Annotated in this window: 15 protein-coding genes; 4 read left to right on the top strand and 11 right to left on the bottom strand. The window is 40.0% G+C overall.

The genetic code is table 11. The features are described from left to right. Positions 1 to 51 precede the first annotated feature (51 nt). From lpxD to rpsB, 11 genes are all read right to left on the bottom strand, one after another. A complete protein-coding gene (gene lpxD / locus JEP36_RS14175) occupies positions 52 to 1,080 on the bottom strand; it encodes a UDP-3-O-(3-hydroxymyristoyl)glucosamine N-acyltransferase (RefSeq protein WP_109373121.1) in 1,029 nt (342 codons plus the stop codon). Positions 1,081 to 1,083: 3 nt separating this feature from the next. Further along, entirely contained in the window at positions 1,084 to 1,581 is a 498-nt protein-coding gene (locus JEP36_RS14170; protein ID WP_036934019.1) for an OmpH family outer membrane protein, read from the bottom strand. A 92-nt stretch (positions 1,582 to 1,673) separates the two neighbouring features. Next, positions 1,674 to 4,067: an outer membrane protein assembly factor BamA gene (gene bamA / locus JEP36_RS14165; protein WP_196532754.1), complete on the bottom strand. Its 2,394-nt coding sequence runs from the start codon at positions 4,065 to 4,067 to the stop codon at positions 1,674 to 1,676. Positions 4,068 to 4,106: 39 nt separating this feature from the next. Further along, positions 4,107 to 5,459 carry a sigma E protease regulator RseP gene (rseP, locus tag JEP36_RS14160; protein ID WP_198626183.1) on the bottom strand — a complete coding sequence of 451 codons (1,353 nt, stop codon included), beginning with the start codon at positions 5,457 to 5,459 and terminating at the stop codon, positions 4,107 to 4,109. Between the two features lie 9 nt (positions 5,460 to 5,468). Then, entirely contained in the window at positions 5,469 to 6,332 is an 864-nt protein-coding gene (gene cdsA, locus JEP36_RS14155; protein WP_198620934.1) for a phosphatidate cytidylyltransferase, read from the bottom strand. Position 6,333: 1 nt separating this feature from the next. After that, positions 6,334 to 7,035 carry a polyprenyl diphosphate synthase gene (gene uppS / locus JEP36_RS14150; protein WP_232797595.1) on the bottom strand — a complete coding sequence of 234 codons (702 nt, stop codon included), beginning with the start codon at positions 7,033 to 7,035 and terminating at the stop codon, positions 6,334 to 6,336. A gap of 283 nt (positions 7,036 to 7,318) precedes the next feature. Then, complete coding sequence (gene ispC, locus JEP36_RS14145; protein WP_198626184.1) at positions 7,319 to 8,512, bottom strand: 1-deoxy-D-xylulose-5-phosphate reductoisomerase; 1,194 nt, start codon at positions 8,510 to 8,512, stop codon at positions 7,319 to 7,321. Positions 8,513 to 8,704: 192 nt separating this feature from the next. Next, entirely contained in the window at positions 8,705 to 9,262 is a 558-nt protein-coding gene (gene frr, locus JEP36_RS14140; RefSeq protein WP_109373116.1) for a ribosome recycling factor, read from the bottom strand. A 112-nt stretch (positions 9,263 to 9,374) separates the two neighbouring features. Further along, positions 9,375 to 10,103: a UMP kinase gene (pyrH, locus tag JEP36_RS14135; protein ID WP_023582710.1), complete on the bottom strand. Its 729-nt coding sequence runs from the start codon at positions 10,101 to 10,103 to the stop codon at positions 9,375 to 9,377. 136 nt (positions 10,104 to 10,239) lie between these two features. Beyond that, positions 10,240 to 11,091 (bottom strand): translation elongation factor Ts, encoded by an 852-nt coding sequence (tsf, locus tag JEP36_RS14130; protein WP_109373115.1) that lies wholly within the window; start codon positions 11,089 to 11,091, stop codon positions 10,240 to 10,242. Between the two features lie 135 nt (positions 11,092 to 11,226). Then, positions 11,227 to 11,952, bottom strand: a complete 726-nt coding sequence (gene rpsB, locus JEP36_RS14125; RefSeq protein ID WP_023582712.1) for a 30S ribosomal protein S2 — start codon at positions 11,950 to 11,952, stop codon at positions 11,227 to 11,229. A 597-nt stretch (positions 11,953 to 12,549) separates the two neighbouring features. Between rpsB and map the strand changes: the two genes are divergently transcribed. From map to JEP36_RS14105, 4 genes are all read left to right on the top strand, one after another. Then, positions 12,550 to 13,347 (top strand): type I methionyl aminopeptidase, encoded by a 798-nt coding sequence (gene map / locus JEP36_RS14120; protein WP_075671708.1) that lies wholly within the window; start codon positions 12,550 to 12,552, stop codon positions 13,345 to 13,347. Between the two features lie 157 nt (positions 13,348 to 13,504). After that, positions 13,505 to 16,150, top strand: coding sequence for a bifunctional uridylyltransferase/uridylyl-removing protein GlnD (gene glnD / locus JEP36_RS14115; protein ID WP_198626185.1), 2,646 nt, complete (start codon positions 13,505 to 13,507; stop codon positions 16,148 to 16,150). Positions 16,151 to 16,184: 34 nt separating this feature from the next. Next, entirely contained in the window at positions 16,185 to 17,009 is an 825-nt protein-coding gene (gene dapD / locus JEP36_RS14110) for a 2,3,4,5-tetrahydropyridine-2,6-dicarboxylate N-succinyltransferase (protein WP_160230642.1), read from the top strand. Positions 17,010 to 17,079: 70 nt separating this feature from the next. Then, entirely contained in the window at positions 17,080 to 17,466 is a 387-nt protein-coding gene (locus JEP36_RS14105; RefSeq protein WP_006535910.1) for a DUF3461 family protein, read from the top strand. The last annotated feature ends 116 nt before the right edge of the window (positions 17,467 to 17,582 follow it).

Here is a 17,582-nt window from a genome sequence, read left to right as displayed (position 1 = left end):
AGTTAACCCGCAGGTCGCAAAATGGGTAACATTCGTCAATGACGTATATTGTTACTTGTCGCTACTTTCTACTTGACGTTCAAGCGACTTGAGCCTTTTTTGCATTTCATCAATTCGCAACACAAGAGCTGCGGTTTTACGCCATGCTTTATTCGATTGCAGCGGAATTCCTGAAGAATAAACACCCGGCTCAGTGATAGGACGCATTACCATTCCCATACCTGTTACCGTGACTTTATCACAGATTTCCATGTGACCATTGATAACACTTGCTCCACCAATCATACAATAGCGGCCTATTTTTAGGCTACCCGCCATGATGACACCACCAGCAACAGCGGTATTATCACCAATAATAACGTTATGTGCGATTTGGCACTGGTTATCAATGATAACACCATTACCGATAACTGTGTTATCTAATGCGCCTCGGTCGATTGTAGTACATGCACCGATTTCAACGCGATCACCAATCACTACTGAACCTAATTGTGGAATTTTGATCCAATTACCACGTTCATTAGCATAACCAAAACCATCTGAACCAATCACAGTACCTGACTGAACCAAACAATCTTTACCAATGATAACTTCATGATAAATAGATACATTTGCCCATAAACGGCTATTATCGCCAATATGTGCTTTTTTACCCACAAAACAACCGGCACCAATCACAACATTATCACCAAGGATAACATCAGATTCGATAACGGCATTTGCACCCACTGATACATTTTTTCCTAACTTAGCGTCAGGAGAAATAACAGCACTTGGATGGATATCCTGTGCTGGCTGCGGTGTTGTATCCATTATCTGTGCCATTTGAGCATAGGCAAGATACGGGTTTTTCACCACAAGTGCGGCAACGGGACAAAACGGAAGATCAGCTTCTGTTAATACAACAGCAGCAGCCTGACATTCACTTAATTTTTCACGATAGCGACTATCGGAAAGAAATGTAATTTGTTCGCTATTTGCTAGGCTCATTGAAGCAAGACCGGCGATAGTGATATCACCATCGCCGTGTAACTGTGCATTCAACTGCTGAGCAAGATCAGCTAATCGAATTGAAAACATCTATTATTTAACCTGTTTTTGAACCTGAGCAGTAATATCTTTACCATCTGCGAAATAAGGTACAGTGTTAGCATCAAGGATCACATCATAGCCTTCTTTCTTCGCTACTGCATCAACAGCGTCTAATACACGTTTCATGATTTTGTTACGTTCTTCAGCTTGACGACGGCTAAAGTCTTGCTCAAAAGCTTGTGCTTTTTGTGCATATGCTTCACGTTTAGCAACCAGATCTTTCTCTGTATTTGCACGTTGTGTTGCGTTCATAGTTGGCGCGTCTTTTTGATATTTCTCAACAGCTGTCTGTAATGCTTTACCTAAGTTCTGCAATTCAGTGTCACGTGATTTGAATTCATTTTCCAATTGTTTCTCTACCGCATCACGGTTAGGAATTTGTTGGAGAACTTGACCGATGTTCACAACACCTACTTTATCTGCGGCTTGAACACCTGCTGACATGGTCAATGCCATTCCTAGGGCAGCGGCACATAACAATTTTTTCACGATTAAACTCCTTAAAACCAAAAATAATTTTTTGTCAGAAATCGGATGCCTTTTTCAGCATTATGAATCAGGCATCAACTTTACTTACATCGCTACCACGTTCTACCAATATTAAACTGGAATTGCTCTGATTTATCGCCTTCGTAATCTTTTATTGGCTTAGCATAAGAGAATACTAACGGACCTAAAGGAGATAACCATTGTAACGCAACACCGGTTGAAACACGTATATCACTTGCACGGCTATAATCAGGCATACCTGCTGTCCAAGCTGAGTTAGTGCTACTCCACTTAGTATCCCACACCGTACCTGCATCAACAAACAGAGAGGTTCTGACTGAAGATGAGTATTTATCATCTACAAATGGCGTTGGAGTGATCAGCTCAAAACTTGCCACAGCCATTGCGTTACCACCGATAGCATCGCTAGATGGCTCACCTGGTTTTGGCTTACCATTTGCATCAAGGTAAACCGCTTTAGGACCGATATTATTTGAACGGAAACCACGAACTGTACCCGAACCACCTGCATAGAAGTTTTCATAGAATGGTAATTCTTTACCACCTAAACCATCACCGTAGCCTAAACGACCTTTAAGTAAGGTTACCCAAGACTCTTTCTCATTAATTGGGTAATAGTACATACCGTCCCAAGTGACTTTATAGTACTTGTTGTCAGAGCCCGGTACAGTCACACGTCCACTTAAGTTACTTCTCGCACCTGATGTTGGGAAGAAACCTTTGTTTAAGTTATTAAATGTCCAACCCATACTGACAGTATAGTCATCAGCATTAAACGATTCACGTTTATCAAAGCCTGGATTTTCACCCATACTTTCTAGGTAACGCCACATTGCAACCTGCGGTTCCATACGTGACAGACCATTATGAGTATAGCCTAAGCCAAGACGTGCTGAGTTATATTCATTAATTGGGAAGCCTAATGTACCATCTACACCATAAGATTTATTGGTATAACCAGATAAATCAGCATCATTAGCGCGGAAATCATTATAGAAAATTCGACCGCCTAAACTCACACCATTAACGGTAAAGTATGGGTCAGTCACAGATAATTCTGCGTAAGTTGAGTAATCATTTTTACTCGCGTTAATAGCAACTGCGTTACCTGTACCTAACCAGTTATCTTGAGTAACACCTACTTGGAAGCTCACGCCACTTTCAGTACCGAAACCGACACCAAAGTTAAGAGAGCCTGTGTTACGCTCTTTGACACGATAAACGATATCAACCTGATCAGGAGAACCTGGAATACGCTGAGTTTCTGTTTCAACCGTTTCGAAATAACCTAAACGATTTAAACGCTCTTTACCTTGTTCAACTAAATCGCTACCTAACCATGCACCTTCCATTTGACGCATTTCACGACGTAAAACAGAGTCTTTAGTGATGTCATTACCAGCGAAACGGACTTGACGAACATAGAAACGGTTTCCTGCATCTACGTTTACATGCAGTTTGACGGTTTTATTTTCATCATTAATTTCAGGGTTTGTCATAACGCGAGGATAAGCATATCCATAACGCCCTAACAGATTTTTAATATCATTTTCTGTTTTAGTGACTTGCGCGCCATTATAAAGAGAGCCGGGTGCAATTTCGATAAGCTCTTCAATTTGTTTAGTGTAGCCCGCCGTATTACCATTGACTTCAGTATTTTCTACTGTGTATTTATCACCTTCTTTCAGGTTAATGGTAATGTAAATTCCCTTTTTGTCTGGCGTTAAACTGACATTCGTCGATTCAATATCAAAACGTGCATAACCACGATCAAGATAGAAGCTTCTTAATGTTTCTAAGTCACCAGCCAGTTTTTGCTTCTGATATTTTTCATCAGCCGCTAAGTTCCACCAAGGAACATCATCACGTAATTGGAAACGGTTAACGAGCTCAGCAGTAGAAAATGCTTTATTACCAACAATGTTGATTTGCTGAATAGTTGCTGAAACACCCTCTGCAAACACGAGTTTTAAGTCAACACGATTACGAGGAAGAGGTGTAACAACCACTTTTACAGTTGCATTATATTTACCAACACTATAATAGAAATCTTCAAGCCCTTTCTCGATATTCGCTAGCATTGTGCGGTCAAGTGTTTCACCGATACGAATGTTAGAAGCATCAAGGTTCTGTTTTAGCATCTCTTCCTTGATTGCTTTGTTACCAGAGAAAGTAATGCTGGCAATAGTTGGACGCTCTTTTACTTGAACAATCAGAGTATTTCCGTCACGCAGGACACGAACATCATCAAAGTTTCCTGTCGCAAATAATGAACGGATAGTTCGGCTGATATCATCATTACCGACCGAGTCTCCAACTCGGACAGGCATGTTCAGTAATGCTGCACCAACGGCGACGCGTTGAAGACCTTCAAATTGAATGTCCTGAACTACGAATCCGTCTGAACCGTATGCAGTGGCGCTGCCCAGCAGCAGCGACGCTATAAGCAACTTTTTCATCGCCATCGTTGTTTTGTGTTTTCCTAACCGGTCCCTGCTTACCAATTATAAGCGAGAGAAATCATTGAAAAGTGCAAGTCCCATTAAAAGCATCAGTGCCATAATACCAATACGATAACAGAAATCTTGTACACGCTCAGATACCGGCCCTCCCTTTATCTTCTCGATAACCAGGAAAAGCAGGTGCCCGCCATCTAGGACAGGCAGGGGAAACAAGTTAATGATCCCCAAATTGACACTGATAAGCGCCATAAACATCAAATAATAAACAAAACCAGAATCAGCAGACATTCCTGCGCCTTTCGCGATAGAAACAGGTCCACTAAGGTTAGTTAATTTGACGTCACCAACCACTAACTTGCCAATCATTTTGACAGTTAAACCCATCAACTGCCATGTTTTATCAGATGCTTCATAGAGCGCTGAAAATGGGTTGTATTGCTGCATTATCAAATATTGCTCATCAGGAGGTAATATTTGCAATTGCGCACCAACTTGCCCTATTTCAGTACCATCTTTCAGTGCAACAGCTGTCGGTGTAATATTCAACATCAACGACGAGCCGTTACGTTCAACAAGAAGCTCCAAGACTTTATTTGGACTTTGTCGAACAAAATAAGTAAATGGATGCCATGTATCAATTGGCTGACCGTCAACTTTAACGATACGATCCCCTGCCTGTAAACCCGCTTTTTCAGCAGCGGAGCCTTCCGTAACTTCAATAATCTTTGAGTCTAACCTTGCGCCAACAGGCATTATCCCTAGGGACAAGATAGGATCTTGTTTTTCAGGATCAAAATTCCATTGTTGTAAATTCAGTATATTCTCACTCTCAGAAAGAGAATTTAGATCTGAAACAACGAATGAAACCTCTTTGGCACCAATTTGACTAACTAACGCTAAACGAACTGCATTCTGATCAGGCGTTTCGATACCTGCAACGGATTTTAGTTCCATTCCAGGCGTTAATTTTGCTTGTTCTGCGATAGAATTCGGACGAATGTCTGCAATTATAGGTTTTAATGCAGGAACACCTATCATAAAAACTATCCAATAGGCGACAATCGCTAACAAAAAGTTGGCAATAGGTCCTGCGGCAACAACCGCAGCACGCTGACCAACTGTTTTATTATTAAATGCAAGATGACGGCGCTCAGGTGCAACCTCAGCGACTCTTTCATCTAACATTTTTACATAGCCACCCAAAGGTATCCATGCGATAACAAATTCAGTGCCATGTTTATCTATTTTGCGCCAAATTGCTTTTCCAAAACCAATAGAAAAACGCTCGACATAAATACCACAGCGCCTAGCTACCCAAAAATGTCCAAACTCATGTACCGTAATTAAAATACCTAAAACGATAATAAATGCGGCAAGATTCCACAGGATACCCATTACTTACCTTTATAGTTTAAAGCCAGAAGAAATCAGAAAGACCAATCCTGCAAAGACTGGGATAGCCGCAGTCAAACTATCAATTCTATCAAGCACACCACCATGTCCCGGTATCAATTGGCTACTGTCTTTAATGCCTGCAACACGTTTAAACATGCTTTCTGCTAGATCACCAAATACCGATACTATGACGACAACGCCAGATATTAATAACAAGTTATTGGGTACTTCAGTCACAGGTGCAAAATAAGTAAATAACCACGATGCAACACCTGCCGTAATCAACCCACCAACTAACCCTTCGAGGGTTTTACCTGGGGATACTTTAGGCGCCATTTTATGTTTTCCAATTAAACGTCCGAAAGCATAAGCTCCAGAGTCAGCAGCCCAAACTAATAACATGACATACAGTAACCACCATGCGCCTGTATAAGTGTCAGTGTTATAACCCAGCATACGCAGCGCCATCATGCCACAATAAAAAGGAACAATCGTCAATATACCGAACAATAGCTTAATAAAAACTGAATTTTTCCACATATTGGCTGAATTAGGATAACTTACAACTAATAAAATTGCTGCTACCCACCAAATTAAACCCGCCCACAAACCATTTTTTATCATTGGAGTGTCTAGTAGGTGGTCAAAATTAGGTAAAGAAAACTGCATAACGAGTAACAATGCAGCAAAACCGATCCCTGTTGCAATACGTTTGCCTTGAGAATGCCAGCCAATAAATTGTGCCCATTCCCAACCCGCTAAGCCTGATATTGCGATAATCACTAATCCAAAACCTGCTGGAGGAAGTAGAAATAGTGCAGCAATAACAATAGGGATTAAAATTAATGCGGTGATGACACGATACTTAAGCAAGTTATCCTCCCAGATTTATAGTATCTGTTTCTGATGTAGTACCACCGAAACGTCTTTCCCGTTTAGCAAAAGCATCTAATGCATTCTGAAAAACTTGTTCATCAAAATCAGGCCATAAAACCTGTGTAAAATAAAGCTCAGCATAAGCAATCTGCCAAATAAGAAAATTACTTATACGATGCTCACCACCTGTACGAATAACAAGATCGACTTCAGGCTGATTATGCAAGCAAAGATGTGAAGATATTGCATTTTCATTAATATCTTCGAGACTAATTTCCCCTTTTGCGAGGGATGTCGCTAATTGTTTTACGCTTTGAGTAATATCCCACCGACCGCCATAATTAGCCGCAATATTTAAATTAAGCCCTGTATTATTCGCAGTGAGTGCCTCAGAACTTTTAATTCGGTCCTGTAAACGACGGCTAAAACGGCTAATATCACCAATAACCGTTAATTTAACATTATGTTTATGCAGGCTCTTCACTTCGTTATCTAAAGCGAAAACGAATAACTCCATGAGAGAACTCACTTCCTGCTCTGGTCTATTCCAGTTTTCGCTACTAAATGCATATAACGTTAGCGATTCAATTTTGTGTTTTACGGAAAAGCTAACTGCATCCCGAACTGCTTTAATTCCCGCGCGATGCCCCGTTACTCGGAGCTTCCCTTGCTTTTTTGCCCAGCGTCCATTGCCATCCATAATGATAGCAACATGCTTTGGTTTTGATGCGGATGAATCATCACTGGATAAGTTCACTCAATTTAACCCTTTGCTAATCTGATACTGATACAGACAGTCCTCTTCGGATAACCTATGCACAAAAAAAAACCGTGTCACCCACGGCCTTTGGCAAAGCCTCAAAGTTGCTAAAGCGATAGCCTTAGTAATGAACTGTTAATTTTCATTATTGTCTTTAGTGATTCGGCAACTATACCATTAGCCAGAAAGACGAACAAACACCCTATATTAAATATAATCACCATTATACAAATTGGGTGATTATCTGATGAGTTTCTAATCTTGCTAATTTATCAATTTCTAGGACATCATTAATACTTTGAGGCTCTGATAGGTCAAAATGTTCAACAACTTTGCGATTAATTTTAGCAATATCAGTAAATTTCACTTTTTCGTGTAAAAATGCATCAACAACCACTTCATTAGCCGCATTTAACACTGTTGTTGCCGCTTGCCCACGTTTTGACGCTTCAATAGCAAGTGCTAAACAAGGGTAACGTTGATAATCTGGGCGAATAAACTCTAGAGATTGAATCTCAAAGAAATCTAATGCTTTTGCACCAGATTGAGTACGATGAGGATAAGCCATTGAGTACGCAATTGGTGTTCTCATATCGGGCTCACCAATTTGAGCGATAATACTGCCATCTCGATAGCGAACCATTGAATGAATGACAGATTGTGGATGAATAATAACTTCCATTTCTTCTTCAGAAGCATTAAAGAAGTAACGAGCTTCAATATACTCAAGCCCTTTATTCATCATCGTTGCAGAATCAACCGAAATTTTACGCCCCATAGACCAATTTGGATGCGCACACGCTTGATCTGGCGTCATTACATCCAGCTCTTCTAATGGCGTATAGCGAAATGGCCCACCAGAGCCTGTTAACAAAATGCTTGTCACACCTTCATTCGCTAAAGACGCATGACCTAGATTTTCTTGGATTGCTTTAGGTAAGCTTTGATAAATTGCATTATGTTCGCTATCAATGGGTAAAATTGTCGCACCATATTTAGCAACCGCATCAAAGAAAAGACGCCCACTCGTTATCAGTGATTCTTTATTCGCTAACAGAATTCTTTTGCCTTTTTCAATGGCTGCAAGTGTCGGCTTTAATCCTGCAACACCAGTTATAGCAGACATGACCTGATCAGCTTCATCAAGAGCTGCAATTTCATTGATCGCATGAGAGCCAGATAGAATTTCTGTTTTACAAGATGTATTAGCGAGTAACTGTTTAAGTTGATTTGCACTTTTTTCATCAGACATCACAGCGTATTTAGGCTGGAAAGCAAGGCACTGCTGTGCCATCTTGTCTGCATTTTTACCTGCGGCTAGAGCAAGGACCTGATACTCATCAGGATTATTTTCAATTACGGAAAGAGTGCTAGTTCCGATAGATCCTGTTGAGCCTAATATAGTTATTTGTTTCATTTATTAATCAATCAGTATGTCTACAACGTTTTAATTAAAGAGAATTATATCAGTATGGCAAGGTAAATGAGGATTAAAGATGAAAACTTTAATAAATAATGTGACAAAAGAAGGTATTAAGCACGAATTTTCAAATAAATAATTAAAAATAATGCCGCTAAAGAGCGGCATTATCGAAAAAAGATATAAAAATTAGAATTCCATTAACTCTGCTTCTTTCAGCGCTAATGCATCATCAATTTTTTTAATGAACATGTCAGTTAACTTCTGAATGTCATCTTGTGAACGGCGTTCATCATCTTCGCTGATTTCTTTATCTTTCAGTAATGCTTTTATTTTATCGTTAGCATCACGACGGATATTACGAACAGAAACGCGACCTTGTTCTGCATCACCACGAACAACTTTGATTAAGTCTTTACGACGTTCTTCAGTTAACGGAGGCAGTGGAACACGGATAATGGTGCCAGCAGATGAAGGATTTAAACCTAAATCTGATGCCATAATCGCTTTTTCAACAGCTGGTGCTAAAGTACGGTCGAATACAGTGATTGCCAGTGTACGGCCATCTTCTGCGACAACGTTAGCAACTTGGTTTAATGGCGTTGGCGCTCCGTAGTATTCAACTACAATGCCATCTAAAAGGCTAGGAGACGCACGACCAGTACGAACTTTATTAATCTGGCTTTTTAGTGCTTCAACGCTTTTATCCATGCGTTCTTGAGCATCTTTTTTGATTTCATTAATCACGTTATAAACCCTTGGGAACTGGTTATCTTCCAGTCGATATGAAATCATATCGACATAAATGAATTGGCGTACTCTAGATGTTAGCGCCAAATTATACCGTTGTCTCTGTGTATTAAGCGTGAGAAATCAAAGTTCCTTCACTTTCACCCATTACAACCCGACGTAATGCACCCGGTTTATTCATATTGAATACGCGGATAGGTAAATTATGATCTCGGGCTAATGTGAATGCAGCAAGATCCATGACTTTCAATTCACGTTCTAATACATCCTGATAAGTCAGTGTTTCATAAAGTACTGCATCAGGATCTTTGGTTGGATCGGCAGAATAAACGCCGTCCACTTTCGTTGCTTTTAATACAACGTCAGCTTCAATTTCAATACCGCGTAAACACGCAGCTGAATCGGTAGTAAAGAATGGGTTACCTGTACCAGCCGAGAAAATAACGACTCGACCGTGGCGTAATAAGCTAATTGCTTCTGCCCAACTGTAGTTATCGCAGACACCATTCAGTGGAAATGCAGACATAAGGCGTGCGTTTACATAAGCACGGTGCAATGAATCACGCATTGCTAAACCATTCATTACTGTCGCGAGCATTCCCATGTGGTCACCCACAACACGGTTCATACCTGCCGCAGCAAGACCCGCGCCACGGAACAAGTTACCACCGCCAATTACGACACCGACTTGTATACCTAATTCAACGAGTTCTTTGATTTCCTGAGCCATGCGATCAAGTACGCTCGCATCGATACCGAAACCTTCTGCGCCTTGCAGGGCTTCGCCACTCAGCTTTAATAAAATTCGCTGATATACAGGTTTTGCATTGGTAGCCATGGTGTTCTGTCCTAAGCAGATTAGTTAATTGGAGGTTTTAGATAGCTTCTCTTTTTAACAAAAAAAAGCAAACAGCCAGTGGAGATTACAACAAAACAGAACCGCCATTAGGCGGTTCTGTTAACGCTAAGCGTTATTATTTGCTCATTGCAGCAACTTCAGCTGCGAAATCAGCTTCAACTTTCTCAATACCTTCACCAACTTCGAAACGAACGAAGTTGATAACATCAGCATTGTTTTCTTTCAGCAGTTCGCCAACAGTTTTGCTTGGATCCATTACGAAATGCTGACCAGTCAGAGAAATCTCACCGGTGAATTTGTTCATGCGACCGATAACCATTTTTTCTGCGATTTCGCGTGGTTTACCTGATTGCATTGCAATATCCATCTGAATTTGGTGCTCATGTTCAACAACATCAGCAGGAACATCTTCAGGACGAACATATTCTGGTTTGCTTGCAGCAACGTGCATAGCAATGTGTTTGATCAGTTCTTCGTTAGCGCCTTTAGCTGAAACTAGAACACCGATGCGAGCACCGTGTAGGTAAGTACCTAATTCGTCAGCTTCTAATACAGCAACACGACGAATGTTGATGTTTTCACCGATTTTAGCAACTAATGCAGTACGTGCTTCTTCGAATTTAGCTTTCAGAGCATCGATATCATCAGTTTTGTCTGCTAATACAGCAGCCATAACTTCTTTACCGAAAGCGATGAAACCAGCATCTTTAGCAACGAAGTCTGTTTCACAGTTCAGCTCAACCAGCGCACCGAATTTACCATCAGCAGCAACTTCTGCAAGGATGATACCTTCAGCAGCAACACGGCCTGCTTTTTTAGCAGCTTTAGCTTGACCTGATTTACGCATGTTGTCGATTGCTAATTCGATATCACCATTAGCTTCAACTAGCGCTTTTTTACATTCCATCATGCCTGCGCCAGTACGTTCACGCAGTTCTTTTACCAATGCAGCGGTAATTCCAGACATTTGTTTCTTCCTCGACTTTTCTATGGACTAGCCATAGATGTTCTCATAGCAGATGTGTAAAGGGGGCCTATTGAGGCCCCCTAACCAATATATAGCAATACCTGGTTAAATAAGGGCTCTTACGAGCATGCCTTATTATTCAGCTTCGACTAAGCCTTCTTCAGCCTGAACAGCCAGATCTTGAGAACGACCTTCACGAACAGCTGTAGCTGCGGCGGTCAGATATAATTTAACCGCACGGATTGCATCGTCATTACCAGGGATAATGAAGTCGATACCATCTGGATCAGAGTTAGTATCAACGATAGCAAATACTGGAATACCCAGGTTGTTTGCTTCTTTGATAGCAATGTGTTCGTGTTCAGCATCGATAACAAACAGAGCGTCAGGTAAACCGCCCATGTCTTTGATACCACCCAGGCTGTTTTCTAACTTACCAAGTTCACGAGAACGCATTAACGCTTCTTTCTTGGTCAGTTTGTCAAAAGTACCGTCCTGAGATTGTGATTCTAAATCTTTCAGGCGTTTGATTGACTGACGAACAGTTTTCCAGTTAGTCAGCATACCGCCTAACCAGCGGTGGTTTACATAAAACTGGTCACAGCTTTCTGCTGCTTCTTTAACAGCTTCAACGGCAGAGCGCTTAGTACCAACAAACAGGATTTTGCCTTTACGAGAAGCAATTTTGTTCAGTTCAACCAGAGCTTCATTGAACATTGGAACAGTTTTTTCCAAGTTAATGATATGAACTTTGTTACGCGCACCAAAGATGAATGGTTTCATTTTTGGATTCCAGTAACGAGTTTGGTGACCGAAGTGAACACCGGCTTGCAGCATATCGCGCATTGAAACAGTTGCCATTTTAGACCTCTATAAATTTAAATTTGGGGTTATTTCGTCCACAAATCCCATACGACCGACTCATCAGCTGTAAAGGTTTGGCCTTTACATAAGAGCACCCCGGCGTTATGTGCCGATTTGTGTGTGTAATTAACACAATTGAATGTTTCAGATTTACGGCTATTACTCACAGTGTGATGCAATAACAGAACTCCGGCGCGCTTTATACCATAAATAACCTCAAGAAACCACTATTACTTGCGTTTGCCACGGGCTTATTTGACATAAAAACACATCATTTGAACAAAGAAAAAAGCGAGACTAACGCAATGATGAGAAATATTGCTCTAATATCAATTTGCTAGAAAAACACCAAATAGAAAAGCGCAATATGTAAAGACAATCAGATTAAGAAGGCGTAATGTTCGTCATTATTCTCGATATCAGACAGATTGCACATATCCTCTTTATTGGCACGCCTACTTTCTGCTGATATTATAAATGGTAATCAGAATTATTTCTCATCATCATTCATTTAACCTGCAATACAAAATATGAATACAACAAAGTGTGTTATCTAATTCGTATTGTGGCTTTTAATCTAGACGAAGAACTCAAATGGCTATTGTAATCAAGACAGAAGAAGATATTCAAAAAATGCGCGTCGCAGGTCGTCTTGCGGCAGAAGTTCTTGAAATTATCGCACCGTTCGTAAAACCTGGCGTAAACACCGCTGAATTAGACCGTATTTGTCATGAACATATTGTTAACGCACAACAGGCTATTCCTGCTTGTCTTAACTATCATGGTTTCCCTAAATCAGTCTGTATTTCGGTTAACGATGTTATTTGCCACGGTATTCCTAGCGAAGAGAAAATCCTTAAAGATGGTGATATCGTTAATATTGATGTCACTGTCATTAAAGATGGTTTTCATGGCGATACTTCAAAAATGTTTATCGTAGGTAAACCAACAATACAAGGTGAACGTTTATGTCGTATCACCCAAGAAAGCCTCTACCTTGCCATTAAAATGGTTAAACCAGGTATTCGCTTACGTGAACTTGGCAAAGCAATTCAAAAATTTGTTGAAGGTCATGACTATTCTGTTGTTCGCGAATATTGTGGTCATGGTATTGGTGAAGGGTTCCATGAAGAACCTCAAGTTCTACACTACGATGCAGATGATAGCGGTGTTGTGTTACAAAAAGGCATGGCATTCACCATTGAACCAATGGTAAACACAGGTGATTACCGTATTCGTACAATGAAAGATGGCTGGACTGTTAAAACTAAAGACAGAGGTTGGTCAGCACAATACGAACATACGTTAGTCGTTACCGATAATGGCTGTGAAATCATGACATTACGCAAAGAAGAAGAACCGTTTATTTCTGCGGTATTAGTCAACGAATAAGATTCTTTTTTAGCTAAAAATGTAAAAGCGACATATTTTTTCGAGATGTGTCGCTTTTTTTATTTTATTTGCTATGAAACAGCAGAATTACTAGTCAGGTTATCGTTTTAACATTAGTCTTAATGTCATAAGCAAACATTGAGAAAGAAGACGAACAATGACTCATAAAAACGCATTTCAAACTCCGCCCCCTTCCCCTTTTTTGCTGACAGAAAATACACAAAATTGTGCTGAACTTAAGCAATCAATCGAACAATTTCAGTCTTGGTTAACAGAGGCTTTTCACCATGATGTTGATGTCGCTTTATTACTTCAAGCTCGTAGCCATTTCATTGATCAACTATTAACACAATTATGGCGCTATACACAATTATCCGATTATCCAGACCTTAGTATCATTGCGGTCGGTGGTTATGGCAGGCAAGAGTTACATCCACTTTCTGATATTGACCTTCTCTTTTTAAGTGAGACACCTTTATCACCAGAAGCAGAAGATAAAGTCAGCAAACTCATTACATTACTGTGGGATGTACGCCTTGAAATTGGTGCCAGTGTTAGAACAATGGAAGAATGTCTTTTAGAAGGTCTTTCAGACTTAACGGTTGCAACAAACTTACTAGAAGCACGTCTTATTTGTGGGAATAATTCACTTTATCAGCAATTAATTAACCATATTTTTAGCCAAGGATTTTGGCCATCACCTGATTTTTTTGCTGCAAAAGTTGAAGAACAAAAACAGAGACATCAACGATACCATAGCACTAGTTATAATCTAGAGCCTGATATCAAAAGCAGCCCTGGTGGACTGCGCGATATTCACACTCTAATTTGGGTAGCACATCGCCATTTTGGTGCTGCTTCAGTTTCTGAAATGGTCAACTTTGGCTTTTTAACGCCAGCGGAAGGACAAGAGCTACTAGAGTGCCAATACACACTATGGAAAATTCGCTTTGCTCTCCATCTTGTACTTTCTCGCTATGACAATCGTCTATTGTTTGATAGACAACTCAATGTTGCTCAACTTTTAAATTATGAAGGCGAAGGCAATCAGCCCGTTGAAAAAATGATGAAGGATTATTATCGCGTAACTCGTCGTGTCAGTGAGTTAAATGATATGTTACTTCAATTATTTGATGAAGCCATTCTTGCTCTGCAACCTAATGTAAAACCGCGACCTTTAGATAATGAATTTCAACTAAGAGGCTCATTAATTGATGTCGTTGATGACAGTTGCTTCCTTGATGATCCTATCGCTATTATGCGCCTCTTTTTACGTATGGCTGAGCATAAAGAGATCACAGGAATTTATTCAACAACACTCCGCCATTTACGTTACGCTCGTCGGCATCTAGTACAGCCGTTATGTGAGTACCCACTCGCACGTCAAGTTTTTATGCAGATCTTGCGCCATCCTCGTGCAGTTTCTGGTGCTTTCGTTCCCATGCACAAACATAGTGTATTAGCGGCTTACTTCCCACAATGGAATAATATTGTAGGTCAGATGCAGTTTGATTTATTCCATGCCTATACCGTTGATGAACATACAATTCGTGTTTTACAAAAACTGGAAAGTTTTGATTCTTATGAAAACCACGAGCAACATCCGCTTTGTGTTGATATTTATCCCAAACTTCCTCAACTTGAATTATTACGTTTAGCTGCACTTTTTCATGATATTGCCAAAGGTCGCCATGGTGATCACTCCGTATTAGGAGCCCAAGATGTTGTTCATTTTGCTCAACAACATGGTTTAAATCAAAGAGAATCGGCATTAGTTGAATGGCTTGTTAGTCATCACTTACTTATGTCTGTTACAGCACAGCGACGTGATATTCAAGATCCTGACATTATTTTTCAGTTTGCATCAGAAGTAAAAAATGAAAGTCGATTACGTTATCTTTTGTGCTTAACGGTTGCGGATATCTGTGCAACTAATAGTAGCCTATGGAATAGCTGGAAACAGAGCCTATTACGTGAACTTTTTTTATCAACAGAAAATCAGCTACGCCAAGGTATGCACTCTATTCCCGATTTACGTGAACGTATTCGCCATCATCGTTTGCAAGCACTAACTATTTTACGAATGAAACAGGTTGATGAAGATAAATTGCAGGCAATTTGGGGACGTTGCCATGCCGACTATTTTTTACGACATACACCAGAACAAATTGCATGGCATGCGCTTGCATTAATTGAGCATAATAGCGCTGAACCTATGGTGCTAATCAGCCAACAAACTGAGCATGGTGGTACTGAAATCTTTATTTGGTGTGCTGATAGACCATCCCTTTTTGCATCTGTTGCAGGTGAATTGGATAGACGCAATTTAAGTATCCATAACGCTCAAATTTTTACTAACCGCGATAACATGGCTATGGATACTTTTATTGTGTTAGAGCCTAATGGTAAACCTCTGGCAATTGATAGATATAATGCAATCCGCAACGCTCTTATCCAAGTTGTATCCGCCCCTTATAACGCCAATGCAAAAACACGCTCATTACCCGCCAAATTACGCCATTTTGACGTTCCGACAAAAATTAACTTTATCGCTTCTAACCATAATAAGCGCACCTATATGGAACTATTTGCACGAGATCGTCCAGGATTATTAGCAATTATTGGTAAAGTGTTTGCTGATCTTTCACTTTCATTACATGGTGCCAGAATAACCACAATAGGCGAACGTGTTGAGGACTTCTTCGTATTAACCGATAGCGAAAATAAGGCATTAAACCAAAAAATGAAGGATGAAGTCGTAGAAAGGTTGACAAAAGCCCTAGTTTCAAAGGATAAAATATAGAAACCCACGACAATACATATAGGAAATACTATTAATGCAAGCATTACAATCTATTATTGATAACGCCTTCGAACATCGTGCTGATATCACTCCAAACAACGTTGAGCCTCATATTCGTGATGCTATTAATAGCGTTATTGCACTGCTAGACAGCGGGAAACTGCGTGTCGCGGAAAAAATTGATGGTCAGTGGGTGACTCATCAATGGTTGAAAAAAGCGGTTTTGCTCTCTTTTCGTATTAATCACAATCAAGTGATAGATGGCAATGAAAGTCGCTATTTTGACAAAGTGCCTATGAAATTTGCTGATTATGATCAAGCACGTTTTGAAAAAGAAGGTTTTCGTGTTGTTCCTCCCGCAGCAGTTAGACAAGGGGCTTACATCGCTCGCAACACTGTTTTAATGCCATCTTATGTCAACATTGGTGCTTACGTTGATGAAGGTAGCATGGTTGATACATGGGCAACAGTAGGTTCATGTGCTCAAATCGGGAAAAATGTTCATCTCTCTGGTGGCGTTGGTATTGGTGGTGTTTTAGAGCCACTACAAGCAAACCCAACCATTATTGAAGATAACTGCTTTATTGGCGCGCGTTCTGAAATTGTTGAAGGCGTTATTGTCGAAGAAGGCGCGGTTATTTCAATGGGCGTTTATATTGGTCAAAGTACCAAAATTTATGACAGAGAAACAGGCGAAGTTCATTACGGTCGAGTCCCTGCTGGCTCTGTTGTTGTTTCTGGTAATTTACCGTCCAAAGATGGAAGTTACAGCCTTTACTGCGCCGTAATTGTGAAAAAAGTTGATGCTAAAACGCGTGGAAAAGTAGGCATTAATGAATTGTTAAGAACTATCGACTAATATAAGAACAGCGGATAGAATTAATTCTGTTCGCTATTCTTTCACTCATCTTTCTATCAGGTGCCAATATATGTACGATAATTTAAAAAATTTAGGGATCCCGCATCCTGAAGATATTGACCGCTATACTCTACGCCAAGAAGCTAACAACGATATTTTAAAAATCTATTTTCGCAAAGATAAAGGTGAATTCTTTGCAAAAAGCGTAAAATTTAAATATCCACGCCAACGTAAAACAATTTCTGATGGTCAATCAGGACAAGGTTTTAAAGAAGTTAATGAAATCAATACTAACTTACGTTATGTTATTGAAGAATTAGATCAAATTTGCCAACAAGACCAAGTAGAAGTCGATTTAAAACATAAAATTCTGGACGACTTGCGTCATCTTGAGCACGTTGTAGCAAATAAAATTGCTGAAATCGAAGCCGATTTAGAAAAACTGACTCGTCGTTAATAACAAGGCATTTTAACTGTTATGTATGTCAGTTTTATAGAAAAACACCGCTTAGTTACTGTATAAAATAGAAACAAGCGGTGTTTTAAGATACTGAATATGGCTCATTATTTTAT

This window comes from Proteus sp. PR00208 (genome assembly GCF_016238545.1).
GTDB lineage: Bacteria > Pseudomonadota > Gammaproteobacteria > Enterobacterales > Enterobacteriaceae > Proteus.
This window is presented reverse-complemented; position numbering and strand designations above follow the sequence as displayed.

Coding starts and splice junctions, on each gene's coding strand:
- lpxD (WP_109373121.1), bottom strand. CDS start 1,080: ATGTTTTCAATTCGATTAGCTGATCTTGCTCAGCAGTTGAATGCACAG.
- bamA (WP_196532754.1), bottom strand. CDS start 4,067: ATGGCGATGAAAAAGTTGCTTATAGCGTCGCTGCTGCTGGGCAGCGCC.
- rseP (WP_198626183.1), bottom strand. CDS start 5,459: ATGGGTATCCTGTGGAATCTTGCCGCATTTATTATCGTTTTAGGTATT.
- uppS (WP_232797595.1), bottom strand. CDS start 7,035: ATGGATGGCAATGGACGCTGGGCAAAAAAGCAAGGGAAGCTCCGAGTA.
- ispC (WP_198626184.1), bottom strand. CDS start 8,512: ATGAAACAAATAACTATATTAGGCTCAACAGGATCTATCGGAACTAGC.
- pyrH (WP_023582710.1), bottom strand. CDS start 10,103: ATGGCTACCAATGCAAAACCTGTATATCAGCGAATTTTATTAAAGCTG.
- tsf (WP_109373115.1), bottom strand. CDS start 11,091: ATGTCTGGAATTACCGCTGCATTGGTAAAAGAACTGCGTGAACGTACT.
- rpsB (WP_023582712.1), bottom strand. CDS start 11,952: ATGGCAACTGTTTCAATGCGCGATATGCTGCAAGCCGGTGTTCACTTC.
- map (WP_075671708.1), top strand. CDS start 12,550: ATGGCTATTGTAATCAAGACAGAAGAAGATATTCAAAAAATGCGCGTC.
- glnD (WP_198626185.1), top strand. CDS start 13,505: ATGACTCATAAAAACGCATTTCAAACTCCGCCCCCTTCCCCTTTTTTG.
- dapD (WP_160230642.1), top strand. CDS start 16,185: ATGCAAGCATTACAATCTATTATTGATAACGCCTTCGAACATCGTGCT.
- JEP36_RS14105 (WP_006535910.1), top strand. CDS start 17,080: ATGTACGATAATTTAAAAAATTTAGGGATCCCGCATCCTGAAGATATT.